General features: G+C 38.1%; 19 protein-coding genes. 9 read left to right on the top strand and 10 right to left on the bottom strand.

The features are described from left to right. Positions 1 to 19 precede the first annotated feature (19 nt). Positions 20 to 1,003, bottom strand: coding sequence for a GMP reductase (guaC, locus tag BN1068_RS12990; RefSeq protein ID WP_077603278.1), 984 nt, complete (start codon positions 1,001 to 1,003; stop codon positions 20 to 22). A 246-nt stretch (positions 1,004 to 1,249) separates the two neighbouring features. On the opposite strand from guaC, the gene BN1068_RS12985 reads away from it, so the two are divergent. Beyond that, complete coding sequence (locus tag BN1068_RS12985; RefSeq protein WP_077603277.1) at positions 1,250 to 2,050, top strand: SDR family NAD(P)-dependent oxidoreductase; 801 nt, start codon at positions 1,250 to 1,252, stop codon at positions 2,048 to 2,050. Positions 2,051 to 2,097: 47 nt separating this feature from the next. Here BN1068_RS12985 and BN1068_RS23990 read toward each other — a convergent pair whose 3' ends face one another. From BN1068_RS23990 to BN1068_RS12975, 3 genes are all read right to left on the bottom strand, one after another. Further along, positions 2,098 to 2,508: a DUF5068 domain-containing protein gene (locus tag BN1068_RS23990; protein ID WP_254846772.1), complete on the bottom strand. Its 411-nt coding sequence runs from the start codon at positions 2,506 to 2,508 to the stop codon at positions 2,098 to 2,100. Between the two features lie 24 nt (positions 2,509 to 2,532). Further along, entirely contained in the window at positions 2,533 to 3,309 is a 777-nt protein-coding gene (locus tag BN1068_RS23985) for a DUF5068 domain-containing protein (RefSeq protein ID WP_254846771.1), read from the bottom strand. Between the two features lie 419 nt (positions 3,310 to 3,728). Beyond that, positions 3,729 to 5,324, bottom strand: coding sequence for an amidohydrolase (locus BN1068_RS12975; protein ID WP_077603276.1), 1,596 nt, complete (start codon positions 5,322 to 5,324; stop codon positions 3,729 to 3,731). Between the two features lie 453 nt (positions 5,325 to 5,777). Here BN1068_RS12975 and BN1068_RS12970 point away from each other — a divergent pair, with 453 nt between their 5' ends. The 3 genes from BN1068_RS12970 (at position 5,778) to BN1068_RS12960 (ending at position 8,077) form a co-directional block, all read left to right on the top strand. Continuing rightward, positions 5,778 to 6,680 (top strand): hydroxymethylglutaryl-CoA lyase, encoded by a 903-nt coding sequence (locus tag BN1068_RS12970; protein ID WP_077603275.1) that lies wholly within the window; start codon positions 5,778 to 5,780, stop codon positions 6,678 to 6,680. Between the two features lie 389 nt (positions 6,681 to 7,069). Continuing rightward, on the top strand, positions 7,070 to 7,639 hold the full coding sequence (locus BN1068_RS12965; RefSeq protein WP_077603274.1) for a helix-turn-helix domain-containing protein: 570 nt from the start codon (positions 7,070 to 7,072) through the stop codon (positions 7,637 to 7,639). Positions 7,640 to 7,657: 18 nt separating this feature from the next. Then, the gene (locus BN1068_RS12960; protein ID WP_077603273.1) at positions 7,658 to 8,077 is read left to right on the top strand and encodes an HIT family protein; all 420 of its coding nucleotides are present in this window, start codon (positions 7,658 to 7,660) and stop codon (positions 8,075 to 8,077) included. Between the two features lie 168 nt (positions 8,078 to 8,245). Here BN1068_RS12960 and BN1068_RS12955 read toward each other — a convergent pair whose 3' ends face one another. From BN1068_RS12955 to BN1068_RS12935, 5 genes are all read right to left on the bottom strand, one after another. Beyond that, a complete protein-coding gene (locus BN1068_RS12955; protein ID WP_077603272.1) occupies positions 8,246 to 8,539 on the bottom strand; it encodes a hypothetical protein in 294 nt (97 codons plus the stop codon). A gap of 98 nt (positions 8,540 to 8,637) precedes the next feature. Then, positions 8,638 to 10,182: a flotillin lipid rafts scaffold protein FloT gene (locus tag BN1068_RS12950; protein ID WP_077603271.1), complete on the bottom strand. Its 1,545-nt coding sequence runs from the start codon at positions 10,180 to 10,182 to the stop codon at positions 8,638 to 8,640. A 144-nt stretch (positions 10,183 to 10,326) separates the two neighbouring features. Continuing rightward, a complete protein-coding gene (locus BN1068_RS12945) occupies positions 10,327 to 10,854 on the bottom strand; it encodes an NfeD family membrane protein (protein WP_077603270.1) in 528 nt (175 codons plus the stop codon). Positions 10,855 to 11,057: 203 nt separating this feature from the next. Further along, a complete protein-coding gene (locus BN1068_RS12940; RefSeq protein ID WP_077603269.1) occupies positions 11,058 to 11,237 on the bottom strand; it encodes an aspartyl-phosphate phosphatase Spo0E family protein in 180 nt (59 codons plus the stop codon). A gap of 166 nt (positions 11,238 to 11,403) precedes the next feature. Next, positions 11,404 to 12,765 carry a sigma-54 interaction domain-containing protein gene (locus BN1068_RS12935; RefSeq protein WP_077603268.1) on the bottom strand — a complete coding sequence of 454 codons (1,362 nt, stop codon included), beginning with the start codon at positions 12,763 to 12,765 and terminating at the stop codon, positions 11,404 to 11,406. 236 nt (positions 12,766 to 13,001) lie between these two features. Between BN1068_RS12935 and pruA the strand changes: the two genes are divergently transcribed. The 3 genes from pruA to BN1068_RS12920 all read left to right on the top strand — a co-directional run bounded on the left by pruA (position 13,002) and on the right by BN1068_RS12920 (position 16,864). Further along, on the top strand, positions 13,002 to 14,549 hold the full coding sequence (pruA, locus tag BN1068_RS12930; RefSeq protein ID WP_077603267.1) for an L-glutamate gamma-semialdehyde dehydrogenase: 1,548 nt from the start codon (positions 13,002 to 13,004) through the stop codon (positions 14,547 to 14,549). 194 nt (positions 14,550 to 14,743) lie between these two features. Then, positions 14,744 to 15,745: a proline dehydrogenase family protein gene (locus tag BN1068_RS12925; protein WP_077603266.1), complete on the top strand. Its 1,002-nt coding sequence runs from the start codon at positions 14,744 to 14,746 to the stop codon at positions 15,743 to 15,745. A gap of 84 nt (positions 15,746 to 15,829) precedes the next feature. Then, on the top strand, positions 15,830 to 16,864 hold the full coding sequence (locus BN1068_RS12920; RefSeq protein ID WP_077603265.1) for a lactonase family protein: 1,035 nt from the start codon (positions 15,830 to 15,832) through the stop codon (positions 16,862 to 16,864). Between the two features lie 63 nt (positions 16,865 to 16,927). Here the strand turns inward: BN1068_RS12920 and htpX are convergent, their stop codons facing one another. Further along, positions 16,928 to 17,833, bottom strand: a complete 906-nt coding sequence (gene htpX, locus BN1068_RS12915; RefSeq protein ID WP_077603264.1) for a protease HtpX — start codon at positions 17,831 to 17,833, stop codon at positions 16,928 to 16,930. A gap of 196 nt (positions 17,834 to 18,029) precedes the next feature. Between htpX and BN1068_RS12910 the strand changes: the two genes are divergently transcribed. Both BN1068_RS12910 and BN1068_RS12905 read left to right on the top strand, forming a co-directional pair. Then, a complete protein-coding gene (locus BN1068_RS12910; RefSeq protein WP_077603263.1) occupies positions 18,030 to 19,646 on the top strand; it encodes a M20/M25/M40 family metallo-hydrolase in 1,617 nt (538 codons plus the stop codon). Positions 19,647 to 19,723: 77 nt separating this feature from the next. Continuing rightward, positions 19,724 to 19,939, top strand: a complete 216-nt coding sequence (locus BN1068_RS12905) for a twin-arginine translocase TatA/TatE family subunit (protein ID WP_077603262.1) — start codon at positions 19,724 to 19,726, stop codon at positions 19,937 to 19,939. Positions 19,940 to 20,212 lie beyond the last annotated feature (273 nt).

Genomic DNA, 20,212 nt, shown 5'->3' with positions numbered 1-20,212 from the left:
TCTTTTTTGAATTATTTTATTAAAATACTTTATCGCCATTAAAGATGGAGTTTTTCACTACTACATAATCTACTGTGCGGATCGAATCTAATTTCTTGCCGCCGGCATAAGAAATAGAAGATTGAAGATCTTGTTCCATTTCAGTCAATGTATCCTGAAGTGCACCCTTATGCTCCACATACATTTTCTTGCCTTCTACGTTTTTCTTTTCCCCTTTTTGGAATTCTGAGGCAGAACCAAAGTATTCTTTTAATTTTTTACCGTCTTTTTCAATTGTCTCTCCTGGTGATTCTTCATGGCCTGCAAATAAAGAACCAATCATGACCATAGAAGCTCCAAAACGTACAGATTTTGCAACATCACCATGTGTCCGGATGCCGCCGTCTGCAATAATAGGCTTGGTTGCTGCTTTTGCACACCAGCGAAGTGCTGCTAGTTGCCAGCCCCCAGTTCCAAAACCGGTTTTGATTTTAGTAATACATACTTTACCAGGTCCGATACCAACCTTTGTAGCATCCGCTCCGGCATGTTCAAGCTCACGGACAGCTTCCGGTGTACCGACATTTCCAGCGATTAAAAAGCTATCAGGTAAATGCTTTTTAATATGTCTGATCATACGGATAACGGAATCAGAATGCCCGTGTGCAATGTCAATTGTAATATATTCAGGTATAAGGTTGTCATTAGCAAGCTCTTCAACAAATGTATACTCTTCATCTTTTACACCGACACTGATAGAAGCGTATAAATCCTGCTCTTGCATCGTTTTAATAAAGTCAACTCGCTTTTCCGGTTCAAAGCGGTGCATAATATAGAAATAATTATTTTCAGCTAAATAGGTTGCAATTTTTTCATCTATAATGGTCTGCATATTTGCAGGAACAACCGGTAACTTAAAAGATCTTCCACCAAACTCAATGGATGTATCACATTCTGAGCGGCTATCTACAACACATTTTGCGGGAACTAACTGGATATCTTCATAATCAAAAACATTTTCCATGAAAAAACACTCCTAAACACGAATAAAATTTGTATTATATATTAAAAACATTCGCCTTTAGTAATTTAACCCAATAAGGATATTTTGTCAACGTTTTATGCTCAGATATCGACAAAATAATTAGAAAATAAAAAATAGAAGCTTTACAAACGATTCTCCTTAGAACGTAACGTTTTTAATAATCATGGGCAGACATGATATAATAAGAAACCAAACCAAAGAATTGGATGAAAGAGGGAGGAAAAAATGTCTGTATTTGCAAAGGATGCGTTGAAAGGAAGACATGTATTAATAACAGGAGCGACCGGTGGGATAGGGATGGAAACAGCAAAAATTGTTGCAGGCATGGGGGCCAGAGTTACTATTACCGGGCGGAATACAAATAAGCTTGAAGAGCTCAGAAAAGAGCTTGAAACCTTCATGGATGCTTCAGAAATATTTGTTCAAAAAGCAGATATAACAAATAAAGCAGATAGGGAACAATTAGTCCGAAATGCACAGGCGGCGTTAGGATTTATCTCTGATTTAGTAAATGCTGCCGGCGTTGCAGGAAATAAGACGGTAGACCAGCTCGAGGAAGCAGATATCAAAGCAATGCTCGATATTAACTATTTATCGGCTTTCAGTTTAACAAAAGAAATATATAAGGAAATGCAGGAGAAAAAGCAGGGAAATATTGTTAATGTAGCATCATTGTCCGGCCTGCGCGGTACATATGGAAATACCGCCTATGCTTCTTCTAAATTTGCGGTGATTGGCTGGACACAGTCGATGGCGCTGGAGGCAATTGCTTATAACGTTCGTGTGAATGCTGTTTGTCCCGGATTTGTCGATACAGAAATGGTACAGGGATTATTTGAAGCAAAAGCGGAAAACACGAATCAATCATATGAAAAAGTAAGAAAGTCAGCGGAAGAATCTTTACCCTCAAAAAGAATTACAGCTGCCGATGAGGTGGGCAATACAATAGCTTTTCTGCTGACTGATGCAGCACAGAATATTGTCGGGGAGCCTGTGAAAATATCGGGTGGAGCAGTAATGAGATAATATTGAGAAAAAGACTAACAGGATTTTCCCATTAGTATTTTTTTCTTTTATTTAAGCTGGAAAGTGGCTTTGTTGCCTTTGGAAATATCTTTCGCATCCGTATTTCTCATTGGACCAATTTCAATTTCCATACTCTTATCCTTCCAAATTTTTTCATACATTTCTTTGTCTAATAAGAAGGTTTGCAGCAGCTCGCCTTCTTCACCGGATGGAACAGTGTCGCTATTGTCATAAGGCTCCAGCATTCCTTCATTTAAAAGATATTGTGTTCCGTCATTTACAGTGAGCTTTGAAGATATATCTTCCAGACCAATTTCCTCATCACTTTGGTTATCAATCTCGAATCTTATCGTAGCAATAGCTACATTATCTGGATCCGTATAGCGGGGTGCTTCGTCAGCATTCGGAGTAAAATCGACAATTTGATAACCATCTAATGTAATGTTCACATCTGCCAACTCTTCACTTTCCCCAATACCATCCTACTGCTCAATCATTTCTTTGTCACCCATATTTTCAGCGCTGATTCTATCTTGATAAAAGCCTTGACTTTCTGTTTCAGCACTTTTTTCAGCACTGTCATCATCTAAAGGCAGAGTAAATTCAGTACCAGAACCAATTGTGGAAGAATATTCATTATATTCCGTAGTTGGGGCTGGTACATCAACAATAACATTTCCTTCAGCCAATATGTCGTCTAATTGCTTCTGACCAAAAGGATAAGCGTAATAGCCGGTTACTTCGTCTCCAGCTTCAACTAAGTATTCATTATCCGGAGATAATATAGTGGGTAATTGTTCCTCTAAAGGAATCAGATCCCGATAATTACTATAATATTTTGTTGCTCCAACATAATCTATGTCCAAGGTAGGCATATAATGTAAATCCTGATCTGAATCATTCTTAACAGTATATTGTGCCAGGATAACCCCGCCATCTGTCTGGTCTTCAAAAGGAATACTGAAATTAGTATGGAAATCTTCTAATTCCACCAGCTGGTAAGCATCCAGTGTTAATGTTAAACCTTCCATCTCATGAGACTGAGATTCATTGTTTTCGAAAAGAAGTGTAGCAGTATCTTCTGTTTCTTCTTCCATTGCGGAAACCAGTGCATCAAATTCTGCATTAGAAGAATCTGTTTGCGGTTTTTCTTCTTGATTTGTTTCTTGTTCTTCTGCATCGGCAGCATCTTCTTCATTACCAGACCCGCAAGCAGTTAAAGCAATTGCAAATACTGCTGACAGAAGAACGTAAAGCATTCTTTTGACATCTAATACCTCCATTTTTGTAATATGTATAATAGTAACATAATTTAATATGGAAAAAAGTACTAATTTATAAATAATTATCCTTTTTTGAATAAAATTTCCTGCTTTATTCAATTATTTGGAAATAAAAGGTGTGCTTTGAAGGAGAGGTATCAAAAATGAGGTGACTGACTTAATACAGCCGAAAGAAATTTCAACTTTATAAGGAGAAAATCAGGAGCTTTACATCGAAAAGAAGCACTGAATAAAGTTCCACTTTTAAATAAGCATGAAAAATAAGCTGAAGACAGAAAATATAAATAAGCTCCTGCGGGAGGGAGGTAAGGGCTGGTCAGCAAACCTTCCGCAGAGCTTAAAAGATTTTATTGGAGCGAGGCTATCCTTATAAAAAACTATTGACGTTACCATGTTTATCCTTTTCTATACACAATATCTCCGTTAATAATTGTCATTTCAATACTGGTATCCAGTAATCTATCAGCATCTTTTAATTGAAATGGGTCAGCAGAATAGACTGTCATATCTGCGAGCTTGCCGCGGGAGATGGTTCCCTTTATTTTTTCTTCATTGGTTGTATAGGCAGCGTATTTTGTAAATAAATAAAATGCCTGCTGCATGCTTAACTTCTGCTCAGGATACCAGCCGTTATGAATCTCTCCCGGAGCTTTTCTTGTAACAGCAGCGTGAATTCCGAGTAAAGGATTCAATGGTTCAACAGGTGCATCTGATCCGCCTCCGCAAATAACGCCATTGTCCAGCAGGGTTTTCCAGGCATAGGCATAGGGCATTCGAGCTTCTCCAAGACGATCTCTTACCCATGGATAATCACTGGCTAGGAAGCGGGGCTGAATGTCAACGATACGGTCAGGGCTTGCGAGACGCTTTACTAAATCAGTATTGATAACCTGCGCATGTATCAGCCGGTCTCTATATGCAGCAGAAGGAAATTGATCCAGAATGTCAAGCACATTTTCCAATGCCTGATCACCAATCGTATGAACAGCAACAGGCATCGCAAGCTCTCTTGCACGTTTCACAATATTATAAAGGGTATCCTGAGAAAGCATGGCCTCTCCGAATTGTCCGGGTTGATCAGAATAAGGCTCTTTTAATAATGCTGTTCTCCTGCCAAATGCACCGTCTGCAAATATTTTAACTGCTCCAATTTGCAGCGTATTATTTCCGTAGCCGGCATACATACCTTCTTTATGAAGATCTTCCAGGAAATCATAATCAATTAAGAGATTTGTCCGCAATCCCATTTTTTCTTGATTTAATAATTCATGATAGAGTTGATAGGTTTGCTGTAACCCTCCTAAATAGGCTGGATCGTTGGAATGAACACTGGTCACACCATATTGAATAACAGTGGTAATGGTTTTTCGAAGTGCTTTTTTCCACGTGTCATAGGATTTATCAGGAATTTTTGCTTTAAATAATACGGATGCCGATTCCAATATTAATCCGTTAGCTTCTCCATCTGGATTAGTCACAATTTCGCCGCCCTCCGGAACAGGAAGATCGCTGGAATAATTAATTTGCTCAAGAGCTTTGGAATTAACCACTGCAGCATGTTCACATATTCTTGTAAGAAAAAGCGGGTGATGCGGGGTAACAGCATCCAGCTCCTGTTTTGTCGGCAGACCGCCATCTGTAAATAAATTTTCGTCCCAGCCGGCACCAAGCAGCCACGCTCCTTTTTCCAGGGTGCTGGCATGCTGTTTAATTTTATTTAATAATTCTTCTTTCTTTGTAACTCCGGTCACATCTAAATCGATAAACTTCATTGCCTGCATAGAAAGATGGAGATGGGTATCAGTTAACCCGGGAGTAACTGTTTTTCCCTCAAGGTCAATAATTGTATCGCTTTTTGTTCCCCAAAAAGCAAGTATTTGAGTACTTGACCCCATGTCAATAAAGCGGCCATCTTTGACAGCAACAGCTTCAACAATTGGCTGAGATAATTGAAATGTATGTATGACTCCATTGGTATATAACGTTATCATTGAGATTCTCCTTGTCTAAACTATCATATATTAAGATTTATTTAGTAGCTTGTTTAAATTAAAAGGATGAATATTTCTAAACTTAAGCCGGATTCTCAGAGATATTCCCAATCCCTTTGTACAAAGGTAATCTGAAGAACACTACTGTAATCCATCTTACCAAAATTGTTTCATTTTGACAGCAGGGAAGATTGACATTTTCAGAAATTTTATTATATACTGTATTCAACAAAGTTGAATAAAATGAAACTGAATTGAATTATAAATAAACTTAAATGAGCAGTTGTTGTAATTTTAATTTAATTATTTTCCAGTTAAATTGTACAGCATCTACGCTTCTTCGTTTCATTAGAAAAAAGGGCACTCCTTAGTTTTAGTTGTACTTGTACAAATAACATTTGATTTCTATTTTCATAAATTAAAATGAAAACGGATACAATGGGAGGGATTTTGATGCGCGGCTTACCAAGTAATGTCTATTTGAAGGAAGTTGGGCCAAGAGACGGACTACAGAATGAAAAGCAATGGATTTCTACAGATGATAAGGTTGCCTGGATTAATATGCTTTCAAAAACAGGTGTCTCGGAGATTGAGTATTCTTCCTTCGTTCATCCCAAAATGATCCCCGCATTAAAGGATGCAAGGGAAGTAGGGAAGCGGATTATTCGAAAAAGCGGGGTAACATATTCTGCTTTAGTTCCAAATATGAAAGGGTTAGAGTACGCTTTAGAGGCAGGTATCGATGGAGCATCCGTATTTATGTCGGCAAGTGAAACGCATAACCGGAAAAATATTAATAAAAGTATTTCTGAGACATACCCGGTATTGACAGAGGTCATTAAAGCAGCTAAAAATGCAGGAAAAATTGTTACGGGCTATGTTTCCACGGTATTTGATTGTCCATACGAAGGGCGGATTGCTGTGGATAATGTACTCCAGGTGTGCGATCAATTAATAGACAGCGGAGTAGATTATCTTTCCCTTGGAGATACCATTGGAACTGCTGTGCCGACGCAGGTGGAGAAGCTGCTCGAGGGGCTTTTTCCTTATTTTCCAAAGGATAAGCTGATTCTGCATTTCCATGATACGAGGGGAATGGCAATTGCTAATATTATGACTGCACTTCATATGGGAATTACCCGGTTTGACAGTACTGTCGGCGGTTTAGGAGGCTGTCCTTATGCGCCGGGGGCTGCGGGAAATGTTGCCACCAATGATGTTTTGTATTTATTAAATGGGCTTGGAATTGAAACAGGAATTAATGAAAAACGGATTCAGGAAGCAAGTATTTATATTCAAAATAAACTGGGAAAAACGCTGCCCAGCAGATCAGTAGCTTATTTGAAAAATGCTTGAAATAGCGGAAAAAGTCTTGTCAATTCTTTTTTGACAAGACTTTTATTATGCATCAGAAATTCATTTCTTTTAATTGCTGCATAAATTTCTTTAATGCTTTCAATTCAGTTGACTCCATCCAAGTGTTTAATGCAGAGCTATCTCCTGTTATATATAAAGATAAAACATGCTCCATTTCTTCCTGGTAGTTATCCGTGCGCTTTGCTTCTTCATCTTGTTGCCTGACATGGATACGGAGTAATTATAGTATAATAAGCAAAGTAAAAATATCCTTTTTCAAAGACTGTTATTTTTTTGAATAGTGCAAGAGTTTAGATTGACTACATTGGTTTGTCTGGCTTATGATTAAATATATTATATAGAATACGAATGCAGTTTAGCAGGAAGGAATGAGCAATATCGAATTACATAAAATCGGTGAAAAAATTAAGTATGCAAGACGTAGGGAGAATAAAACACAGCAGGAAATTGCGGACGCTTCCAAAATTTCTAAGAGCCTTCTCTCCAAAATAGAGAACGGACAAACAGCTTCAGCGATAGCTACTTTATCCAGGATTTGTGATAGTCTGCATATACAGCTGACATGGGTATTGGATGACAAAGAGGAGCAGGATATTGTCATTCAAAAGAAGAGAAACCGCCCGCAAAAAGTAGGGGACGAAAGCATGGGCTATTCCTATGAAATCCTTGCTAACCGCTCCCAATACAGTGGAATTGAACCGACTATTGTACATGTTACTCCGAAATCACAGAATTTACGTGATGAAAAAACGTATACGCATTCACAGGATGAATTTATTTACATATTAGAAGGGGAAATTGAATTATTATACGATGGAAAAAAACAGCTGCTCCAAACAGGAGACAGTGCTTATTTTGCAGGCTCCAAGCCACATTTATTTCTTCCGGTGGACGATCAGGAAGCAAAGGTATTAACCTGTTTTATTGATAGGGTCTGAGTAAAGGGAGGCAAAATAATGAATCCATCTGAATGTCCTTTTTGCTATCCGTATTTAATAAAGAATCAGCAAATTATATTGGAAAATGAAAAAGCAATGTTTTTACAATTGGATGAGGCGCAGGAGTCAGGTATTGCACTTGAAGGAGCTGGAGTGATTGTGACCAAAGGGCATCGTGTCTCTCCATTTGACTTAACAGATGAAGAATGGCTGGCCGTCAAAGAGCTTTTACAAAGAGTCAAATATATAATTGATGAAAAATATGCTCCATCTGGTTACAATATTGGCTGGAATAGCGGTGAAGTCGCAGGACAGCATATCATGCATGCGCACTTGCATGTATTGCCTCGTTATGAGGATGAGCAAATGAGAGGGAAGGGAATACGATATTTATTTAAGAATGCGTCAAATAGTCGTGCTGGGCAAAAGAAAAGTTAATTTGACCGTTGCCAAAAAAAGTTATATAATAATACATTTTAAGTAAAAAAACTCTGCTCATTTTGAAATGAACAGAGTTTTTTTGCTGTAAAGACGCATAGAAAGTGATAAAGAAATAGAGGTTGTTTCTAAATATCGCTTACTTCAAATCAGAGAGCTATGATTGTACTATGGAGCAAAGTCCATTTGACCAGTAATTAATAAGAAAAATACAATTATCCAAAATATAAAGAAGGATGAGGAAAAAATTAATGAGATAAAAGGAACGATATTTTTCTCTGTTTTCTTTCCTAACCCAATAATCGATAATATGATACCTGCTGCTGTAAGGAAAAATGTAATATAATCTCCAACTACATTCCCGATATTAGCTATCCTTGTAGGCGTTATGAAAACAATGAAAAAGCAGATAATACCTACAATAAGAGAACTATAGCTAATTAGACCATGTTTTTTCGTCACATCAGGTAATTAACACCTCTTTTTCAAAGTAAAGCATAATAGTACTTGAATCATTTGAAAACAGCTCTGTGTCACATTGTATCTAATAGTTTATTTTGTCAGCTATCCGTATTTTCTTTATCTGTTTTCGCTGCAGCCGCTTCAGAAGTTGCTGTTGCTGCAGGTGCTTCCCGAGTTTCAGGACTGATTTTTCCTTTTGATGCACCAGCCAGTAACTCTTTAATATCAATTCCGGAAGTTTCCTTCAGGTTTTCCTGCAGTGTACTAATTAGATTGGTTGCATAGCTGGAGACTTTGTTTGCTCCGCCATTTGGGCCGTTGCTTCCAGTATCGACCACCGTAATCTTATCAATATTAGATAATGGGCTGGCAACTTGTTTTGCATAGTCAGGAAGCATTTTGATAACCATATCAAGGATTGCTGCTTCACCGTATTTTTCAAAGGCTTGCGCAACTTTTTCTTTTGCTTCCGCTTCCGCAAGACCTTTCAAGCGGATAACTTCTGCTTCAGATTCCCCTTGCGCACGTTCTGCATCCGCTTTTGCAAGACCATCCACGCGGATTTTCTCAGCTTCTGCCCGGGCAGCTGTTTCAATACGATATTGGTTTGCATCTGCAGTAGCCATTTCTCTCGCTTTTTCTGCAATAGCTGATTGCTCCACAGAATATCTGTCTGCATCCGCTTTTTTCTTAACCTCTGAGTCATATTGTTTTTCACGACGCAGAATTTCTTTTTCTTCTAATTCAATTTGTTTTTGACGCTCGATAATTTTGATTTGCATTTCCTGTTCTGTAACTTCCTGTTTAGAACGGGCTGTTTCAAAATCATAAGCTTGGTCTGCACGTGCTTTGGCAGTATCCTGCTCACGGCGATATTCGGAGGTTTTTAATTGATTTTCTTTTTCTGATTCGGCAATCTCCGTTGCTCGCTGTAATTCGGCACGTTTAGCATCTTTTGCAGCTTCCGCACGTTTAATACGTGTTTCTTTTTCTGCTTCAGCTGTCGCAATATCAGCATCACGCTTCACTTGAGCAATACGGGGCTTACCAAGAGATTCTAAGTATCCATTTGTATCTCTTACATCTTTAATGGTGAAAGATACAATCACTAATCCCATTTTTGCCAGATCGTGAGAAGCAACGCGCTGTACTTCCTGCGAGAACTTATCGCGATTTTTATAAATTTCCTCAACCGTCATGGAGCCGAGGATAGAACGAAGATGACCTTCCAGTACTTCTTTCGCTTCCATTTCCCGGTCCTGCTTGGATTTTCCAAGGAATTGTTCTGCTGCTGTAGCAATTTCACTGATAGATCCACCTATTTTTATAATTGCTGTACCATCTGCTAAAACAGGAACACCTTGCTCTGTGTATACTTCCGGGGTAGTTACCTCCAATTTACTGGATAGTAGACTAAGAGGTTCAGCCTGTTGAAAAACAGGAACGACGAATGTTCCGCCGCCGCGAATAATTTTAATTTTATTTCCGGCTTCATCAACATGAACATTCTTTCCTCCAAGATAACTTCCTGTAACAATAAGCGCTTCATCAGGTCCCGCTGTACGATACTTTGTTACAAATAGCCCAAGTAAAGCTAACAGAAGCGCTGCTGCTACAATAATGACAATCCAAAGTTCTGACATTTTTTTCCTCCTCTATGTTTTAATTTTCAGCCTGCTGTCACCTGTCTACCCATTGATGAGAACAAGCTGATTTCATCCACTAGCATTCCTTTCAATGAATAAGGAATGAAGTTTCATTATATGTGAAAAGCTAATATATATTAGCTAATCCAACGTTTCATAAGGGCTGACATAGAAGACACCGTCTTTAATTTCGATAATTAAAACGCGTTCTCCCTGAGGGAGTGCTTCATTGTCATAGCTTACAGCCGGTTTAGAAATAACCCCGCTTTTCCATTGCACCATTACTTCTCCGTAGCCATCTATCGGGATAGATACAATCACTGTTCCCACACTACCCATTAAGGCTTCCTCAGAATAGCCCCAGGATTGCTCAGCGGAGCGGATTGGAACAAGCACAAATATATGCAGGAGGCTTACAAAGATAATACTTAATATAGAAGAAACAATGAGAATAACAAGACTTCCCCAGTTCATAAACCATTCAAGAACATACCCGATGGCGGATAAAAAAATGAAAAAGGAAAGAACAATTACAGGATGTAAGAAAGGAACTGATTCAAAAATACCATCCAACAAATCTCCAAACAGCAGGACAACTGCGGTTAGAATTGCTGCTATAATAAGCACCCATAAGTATAAATCCTGTATAGCATAACCAAATAACGTCATTATGTAACCTCCCTTGCTCTTTATCTTAGTTATAATACGTTTTAAACTTTCTTTTGGTTTCAAATTTTTGGTTCTTACCGGGAGACAGATTCTATTTTATCATAAATAAACGTGAAAAATTTCCTGTGAATGAAGTTTTATCTTATGTATTATTATAATAAAACAGAGGCCTCTTTATAAAAAGGCCCCTTTTACCATTTATGTTAATTATTTAAAAGAACTAATCTATTCATCAGCTCATCTAATTCTTGGCTGCAGTTAACGGTTTCTTGAGCTGCCAGACCATTCTTCTGGGCCTGTTGCAGCATTTCACTCCTCTTTTGAACAATGGAAAGTACAATGGCTTCCCTTTTGTGCTTATCAACTTTCTCTTCAGAATTCATATCTCATACTCTGCACCTTTCTTAGTAATATTTGGCTGTGATTAATAACGTGAATAAAAGTTTTGTTATCAAAGTACCAAAAGAATTATCGCAAATAGTGAAATAAAATGGAATGCTTTCGACAAAACTTCTGCATAGGTTATTTTTTTCGACAAAGTCAACAGGGTTAATCAGCCAGATTATATTTTTTAATTTTTTGGTACAGAGTAACACGAGATATACCCAACTGCCGGGCAGCTTTAGATTTATTGCCGTTACATAATTCCAAAGCCTGTTCAATCGATACTTTCTCCATATTTTCCTTTTCCAGTGGTAAAGATTCTGTATGGGTTAAAGGAGGATTTGAAAACGAAACAGGGAGGAAGCTTAATATATCTTGTCTTGTTAAGGTTGTTCCTTCATGCAGGATAATGACCCGCTCCATTAAATTTCTAATCTCTCTTATATTTCCCGGCCAATGATAATGCCGCAATACTTCCATTGTTTCTGCAGGAAGCTCAGGGATAGAAGTCTGGTATTTAAGAGCAAACTGTTTTAAAAATGTTTCTGCAAGTATCTCGATATCTTTTTTTCTGTCACGCAGAGGAGGCATGGTTAATTGAATGACATTCAATCGATAAAATAAATCTGATCTGAATTTATTTTCCTGCATTAATTTTTCTAAATCCTGATTTGTTGCAGCTATAAAACGAACATCAATTTGTTTTCCGCGGGAATCACCGATACGATAGATACGATTTTCCTGCAGAACCCGTAAAAGCTTCACCTGCATATCTAACGGCAGCTCTCCAACTTCGTCTAAAAAAATGGTCCCGCCATCAGCCATTTCAATTTTTCCTGCTTTTCCACCTTTTTCTGCACCTGTAAAGGAGCCGCTCTCATACCCGAATAATTCACTCTCGAACAATGCTTGAGGAATTGCGCCGCAATTGACAGGAATAAAGGGAGCATTTTTTCTATTACTGGCATCGTGAATAGCTCTGGCACATACTTCTTTTCCTGTACCGCTTTCTCCAAGAATCAAGGTGGTTGCATCTGTATCAGCTGTTTTGCTGGCAAGCCGTATCATCTGGTGAAGTGCTTGACTCTCTCCTACTAATTTTGCAAACGGAGAACTGGGGGAGGAAGGACTCATTTTCTGCTTCAGCTCCTGCAGTTCCTGAGAGGTGCTTTCTAAATTGTCGTTCAGCTTCACAATATGTGTAACATCGCGTTCGATAGAAATAACACCAATTAATGTATTTTCCTGATTGAAGACAGGGGAAGTATTTACGACAACATGTTTGTCTTTTCTTGGTCGATGATAAGCATTTTTTACGGGCTTCATGGTTTTTAAAACTTTCATTACCATAAGGTCATCCTGTGAAAAAAAATCAGTAATAGACTGGTTGATAATTTGTTCTTTGGTAATTTGATAAGTTTGTTCTGCAGCATTATTCCAATAGATTACTTTTTTCTTCGTATCGACAATAGTAATAGCATCATCTTCAGATTGTAATAATTCTTCAAAGAAAAAAACTTCATTCATATGCTCACCTCAAAGTGTAAAGGAATATGTAAACCGTCTATGCAGTATGCGTAAATATACTTTACACTATTGTAAATATAAAATATAGATAAAAGCAATAGAAAATTTTTAAAAATGAAACCGTTATCATATATTTCAAGGTTTCAGCAATATTATTTGGATTTGAATCTAAAGTTGGCACGATTTTTGCTTGTAAATAATATAGGATCAAATTATTTTTCTAGGGGGTATTTTACATGGTATTGCCATTTAAACATGAACCATTTACAGATTTTAAGGTGGAAGAAAATAAAAAACAGCTTGAGAGTGCTTTAACTGCTGTCCGTAAAGAGCTGGGCAAGGAATATCCGATTGTAATCAACGGAGAAAAGATTTATACAGAGGATAAGCTGGTGTCAATTAACTCAGCAAATAAAGAAGAAGTGATTGGAAAAGTATCTAAAGCAACGAAAGAACATATAGAACAAGCTTTTGAAGCTGCGGTAAAAGCTTATGAAACCTGGAGAAAAGTTCCAGTTGAGGATCGTGCGCATGTTTTATTCCGGGCTGCAGCTATTGTACGCCGCCGTAAGCATGAATTTTCTGCATGGCTGATTCAAGATGCGGGCAAGCCGTGGGACCAGGCAGATGGTGATATTGCAGAAGGGATTGACTTTCTGGAATATTATGGCCGTCAGATGCTGGAGCTTGATCAGGGTAAGCATGTTGAAGATCGTATAACTGAAAATAATAAATACTTTTATAAAGCTATGGGGCCGGGCGTAGTTATCCCGCCTTGGAATTTCGCTTTTGCTATTGTATGTGGAACTGTTGCAGCACCAATTGTTGCAGGAAACCCAGTATTGTTAAAGCCTTCTGAAAATACACCGGTTATTGCATATAAACTTGTGGAAGTTTTAGAAGAAGCCGGTCTTCCAAAAGGAGTATTAAATTTTGTGCCGGGAGATCCAAAGGAAATTGGAGATTACCTGGTAGATCATAAAGATACACATTTTATTAACTTTACCGGATCTAGAGCGACAGGTGTCCGTATTTTTGAACGCGCTGCTAAAATACAGGAAGGTCAGCAGCACCTGAAGCGGGTTATTGCAGAAATGGGAGGAAAAGATACCATTATTGTGGATGAAACAGCTGATTTAGATTTAGCTGCAGAATCCATTGTTCATTCTGCATTTGGTTTCTCAGGACAAAAATGCTCTGCTTGCTCCCGTGCTATCATTCACGAGGATGTCTACGATGAAGTTATAGAGAAATCGATTGAAATTGCGAAAACCTTAACAGTTGGAAATCCATCAGAGGAAAACGTTTATATGGCTTCTGTCATTAACCAAAAGCAATTTGATAAAATCAAAAATTATATAGAGGTCGGCAAAGAAGAAGGAGAGCTTGTTTTTGGCGGCGAAGCAGATGATTCTAAGGGATTCTTTATCTATCCGACAATCTTCAAAGACCTGGACCCTAAAGCGCGTATTATGCAGGAAGAGATTTTTGGGCCGGTAGTTGCTTTTGCAAAAGCAAAGGACTTTGATGAACTGTTGGAAATTGCTAACAATACGGAGTACGGTCTGACTGGAGCTGTCATATCTACAAACCGTTCACATTTAGAACGGGCCCGGGAAGATTTTCATGTAGGTAATCTCTATTTTAACCGCGGCTGTACAGCTGCAATTGTCGGCTATCAGCCTTTTGGCGGATTTAAAATGTCAGGAACAGATTCTAAAGCTGGAGGACCAGATTATCTGCAGCATTTCTTAGAAGCCAAAATTGTATCAGAACAGTTTTAATAAATGAAGGTTTCCCTGTAAGCAGAAGGAAGTATCATTTTTTTACTGCTTACAGGGAGCTTTTTATCATTTTAGTTTTCTTTAAGAGGGTCAGCATTTTTTCTAAGATAATAAACGGCAGGGACAGATATAGGGACAGATATAAAGAAGCTCTGCAAACACATAGTTTGTTTTCGGAGATGGGGGAAGGTATAATGGCGAGCTTGGCAAAGGACTTTTTTATTGGACTTTCAAATAATGACTTTTTAAATAAAAGTGCTAAAAAATTCGGGGCGCGCTTTGGAGCGGAGCGCTTTGTGGCCGGGACTGATTTTGATGCAGTTATTCCTGTTATCAGGGAATTAAACAAAAAAAAGATATCCTGTACAATGGATCACCTCGGCGAGTTCGTGACAGACAGAGAAGAGTCAGAGCGTGCTAAAGAGAAAATTATTCATATGCTTCATCAAATTCATAAAGAGAATTTGGATTGTCACGTGTCTATTAAGTTAACACAATTAGGCTTAGACATTGAAGAGTCTTTCTGTATTCAAAATGTGGAACAAATTTTAAAAGAAGCGAACGATTATAATATTTTTGTGAATATTGATATGGAGAAGTATAGCCACTATGGAAAGACCTTAGCAATTTTAAAGCAGCTTCGTCAAAGCTATTCCAATATCGGTACAGTTATACAGACTTATTTGTACGATGTGGAGAAAGACATAGAAGAGCTCGAGGATGTACGGCTGCGCATTGTAAAAGGAGCTTATAAAGAAGAAAGCACGGTAGCATATTCTTCTAAAGAAGAAATCGATAAAAATTTCCTTGCAATTGCTAAGAAAAGACTGCTTGGAAAAGCTTATACTTCCATTGCAACACATGATCACCGTATTATCAATGAGCTGAAGAAGTTTATTGAAGAACATCATATTTCAAAGGATAACTTTGAATTCCAAATGTTGTATGGTTTCCGAGTAGATATGCAGCAACAATTAGTAAAGGAAGGCTATCGATTCTGTACTTACATTCCGTTTGGAGAAGATTGGTTCGGTTACTTTATGCGCCGTCTGGCAGAAAGACCGCAGAATCTGAATCTTCTTGTGAAGGATGTTTTTTACACAGAGGATAATAAGATGAAAAAACAGCCGCTTATTATTGGTTCGGCAGTACTGGCACTGCTGTTCTTTCTTGGGAAGCGAAAGAAGAAAGAATAAAAAATACTTTTAAATGTAACCTTTTTAAGTTAAATGGTACAATAGGCTAATAAACAAGTTAGCTTTAAGGAAGGATGCATTTACATGAGTAAATACTTTGGTTACGCAGGAACATACACGAGAAAGACAAGTCAGGGAGTATATCGGTTTACATTGGATACGGATAAAGGACAGCTGTCTGCTTCTGAGGTGGCAGCAGAGCTTGGAAGCCCGACATATATTAATTTTAATGAAAAGCAAGATTTTTTATATGCTGTTGCACAGGAGGGGGATATGGGAGGCGTAAATGCTTTCCGCGTTGATAAAACAAACGGTGAATTACTGCCGGTAAATGGTCAATTGGTAGAAGGAAACCCTCCTTGTTATGTAGAGGCTGCAGAAAATATAGTGTTAACAGGAAATTATCATAAAGGAAATATTGGGCTCCATTTTATAAATGAAAATGGAGAATTAGAACAGGGGCATTTTACAAAGCACGAAGGAAACGGCCCACATGAAAGACAAGAAAAACCGCATGTCCATTTCTCTGGATTTACACCAGATAAAAAATTTGTTGTTGTTGCAGATTTGGGAACAGATCGGTTAGTAACATACAAAGTAGAAGATTCTTCTTTGAAAGAAGTAAGCACTTTTCATGCAAAGCCGGGAAGCGGACCAAGACATATTACGTTTCATCCGAATAAACCAATAGCTTACTTAATTACAGAGCTTTCTACGGAAGTTATCGTTTTAGATTACAATCGTGAGACAGGTGAGTTTACGGAGAAGCAGACAATCCTGGCAAAACCTGCAGATTTTAAAGAAACAAATGATGCAAGTGCTATCCATATCACTTCAGACGGAAAGTTTCTTTATACAGGTAATCGCGGGCATAACAGCATAGCTTCTTTTAAAGTCGATGAGAACAGCGGCGAACTGACATTCCTTGAATTTACTGCATCTGGCGGAGAGTGGCCAAGAGACTTTATTCTTGATCCCACGGAACAATTCCTGCTTGCTTCTAATCAGAATACTGGAAATGTTGTGCTGTTTAGCAGAGATACAGAAACAGGAAAACTAGCGCAGACAGATCAGGTTATTGATGTTCCGGAAGTAGTTTGTGTGAAGTTTCTTTCATAATTAGGTATTAAAAAACTTCCTTCTGTTAAGAGTTAAATCACTCTGCAGAAGGAAGTTTTTTGCTTAACGCTCTTCTAATCTGGCAATACGTTCCTCCAGTGGAGGGTGAGAGGATAAGGCTTTAAAAATGCTGGATTTATTACTGATTTTCATTGTTTGAATTGCTGTATCATTTGTGTGATCATCTGCTTCTGCACGATTAATATAAGCTTTTAAAGAGTGTAAAGCATGCGTTATTTTATCTTTTCCTGCTAAATCAGCGCCGCCTCGATCTGCGTGATATTCCCGATGTCTGGAATAAGCACTGACGACAAAACTTCCTAAAATAGAAAATAAGATTTGAAAAATAATAATAGCAGCGAATTGAACGATCCATTGCAGCTCAGAACGTACAAATCTGGAAACAATCATAGCAGCAACACGGGATAAGAAGACGACAAATGTATTGATAATTCCTTGTAATAAAGTCATTGTTACCATATCACCGTTTGCTACGTGAGCTACTTCGTGCGCAATTACTCCCTCTACCGCATCATCATCCATGCTATCCAGCAGCCCTTGAGACACAGCAACTAAAGAACGTTTCTTACTCGGTCCCGTTGCAAATGCATTTACCTCATGAGAAGGGTAAATACCAACCTGTGGTGTGTGGCTCAGCCCTGCAGCACGAGATAACCGTTCTACTTTTTCATAAACAGCACGTTCCTGACCGCTGACAGCATTATTTGGGTCAATTATCTTGACCTTCATCATGGTTTTGGCCATCCAGCGGGACATTCCTAACGAAATAAAGGAGCCGGTAAAACCTACAATAATACTAAACAACATAAGTGAAAGATAATTAATTCCACCATCTGAACGATAGCTTGGTTCAATATCAAATATACTTGTAATAATGGACCAGACAATGACGATTGTCGTTAAAACTAAAATATTTGTTAACAGAAATAAAGTAATTCTTTTCCCCATAAATAACCTCCTGATGAAATTTTTCTTTTCTATATAACTCAACTTATATAAATCATATCATATTCTTTTCTAAAGGCTGAACTGTTATCTAGCTTGCAAATGTAAATTTTTAAAAAAGAGAATAACTGTAAATTATGTAAACGCATTCAATTGCTGGTATAATAGAAAGGAATGTTGAGAGAAAGGCGGGGGTTTAGTGGGTAAATTTCAATGGAACAGCGCCGGTCAATTGCGGCAGCTGCTAAATGAGCTTGTCAGCTGGAAGAGTATCAGTCTTTCAGAAGGAGAAAAGCAGTTTCCCAGAAAGTTGTATGCAAAGCTTCAAGATTTAGATTATTTTCATAAAAATCCTTCTTACTTAAATTTACATGAGGCAGATCAGCGCCGTAAGCTTTTAACTGCTTTATATAAACATCCGGATGCCAGGCAAACGATTTGCTTAATTAGCCATTTTGATACGGTGAATACAGAGGAATACGGTTCTTTGGAGCCGCTGGCAACCCAACCTGAAGAGCTTACTAAAATATATCTGGAACAAAAGGATACCTTTGCAAGAGATATCCGTGCAGATATTGAATCTGGAGATTTCTTATTTGGACGCGGGACAATGGATATGAAGATGGGTCTTGTCATGCATATGAGCTTGATTGAACAGGCAAGTATAGAGGAATGGCCGATTAATCTGGTTCTATTGACAGTCCCGGATGAAGAAGTAAATTCTGCTGGAATGCGCTTTGCTATACCTGCACTCATTAATTTACAGAAACAGCATGATATAAAATATACTTTATTCTTAAATAGTGAGCCGACATTCCGGCATGATCCTAAAGATAATACGCACTATATTTATAGCGGAACAATTGGAAAGGTATTGGCAGGAGCTTTATTCTACGGGAAGGAAACACATGCAGGAGAACCTTTAAGCGGCATGACGTCTCCATTTATATCCTCATTTTTAACAAGAGAGATGGAATGGAATCCGATTTTTCAGGAAACGGTGCTGGGGGAAACTGCTCCGCTGCCCGTTACGCTGCAGCAAACCGATTTACGGCTGCGCTATTCTACACAAACGCCATATCGTTCTTCGGCTTTATATAATATTTTTCTTTTAGAGCGTACCGTTGAGGAAGCCTTCGCATTATTTGAGCAGACTGCTAAAAAAGCAGCATTACAATGCAATGAACGGTATAAACAGATATGTAAAGATAATCAAGTACAGCCAATCGGGCATGTTAAAGTAATTGCTTATAGAGAGTTATTGGAGTATGCTGGGAATAAGCTGGGTGAAGAATTTATTGAAGAATTGAAAAAAGATATTCATTATAATGATGATTATGATGACAGAGAAAAATCGCTTCGGATTACCGACAGTTTGATGATTCATTGTCAGGAGCTTGCACCGGCAATTGTAATTTTATTTGCGCCGCCTTATTATCCGGCAGTAAATTCCAGCGGAAATCTATTTGTAGAATCTTGTGTGGATTTTGTGGAAAAAGAAGCAAAAAGAGAATTTCAATTAGAGATAAAAAGGAGCCATTTCCTCAATGGTATTTGTGATTTGAGCTATGTCAATTACCAGGGCAGTGATACGGATTTACAGGTTTATGAAGAAAATACACCAGTCTGGGGTGACTCCTATGAATTACCGTTTTCGTCGATGCGTGAACTGAACGCGCCAGTTTTAAATGTAGGGCCATTTGGTCATGATGCGCATAAAAGAACAGAGAGGCTGCATATTACCAATGCTTTTGAGCAATTTCCGTATTTAATTCGTCAGCTGATTCTGCAAATTTCACAAAAAGAAGACAATTAGTCATAATTTTATTGATTTAACCATTATAAAATAGAAGGAAATGCTTTATAATAAAATCAGAATGGAGGTGTAGTTCCATGAGTCCAGCAAATATAGGTATTCCAGGTTTGATCCTGATTGTGGTACTTGCTTTAATTATTTTCGGTCCTAAAAAGCTTCCGGAAATCGGGAAGGCAGCCGGACAAACCTTAAGGGAATTCAAAAATTCAGCAAATAATATAATGTCTGATGAAGACAAAAAGAGCGAACTGCAAGAGAATAACGATGAAACTGGAAACAATTCAACAAAATAAGAAGTACAAGGCGCCGTTTGATGTTTAATCACGCGCCTTTTTTAAAAGATAAAAAAGTATATAAAAATGCTGAAGTCAGCCGCTGCAGAAATACACTACGCTTTCCGTGGGCTTGAGCTCAGCCTCCTCGAAAAAAAGAAGAGCACTTTTTTTCTGCGGGGTCTTCCCACTGCGCATTCCCACAGGAGTCTCCGTGTATTTCTTCCGCTAAAATTAGCTTTATTTCTTTGTAAAAAAGTAAATAAAACTTATTTCTTCTTAGATGGGAGCGAA

This window comes from Oceanobacillus sojae, assembly GCF_900162665.1.
GTDB lineage: Bacteria > Bacillota > Bacilli > Bacillales > Amphibacillaceae > Oceanobacillus > Oceanobacillus sojae_A.
This window is presented reverse-complemented; position numbering and strand designations above follow the sequence as displayed.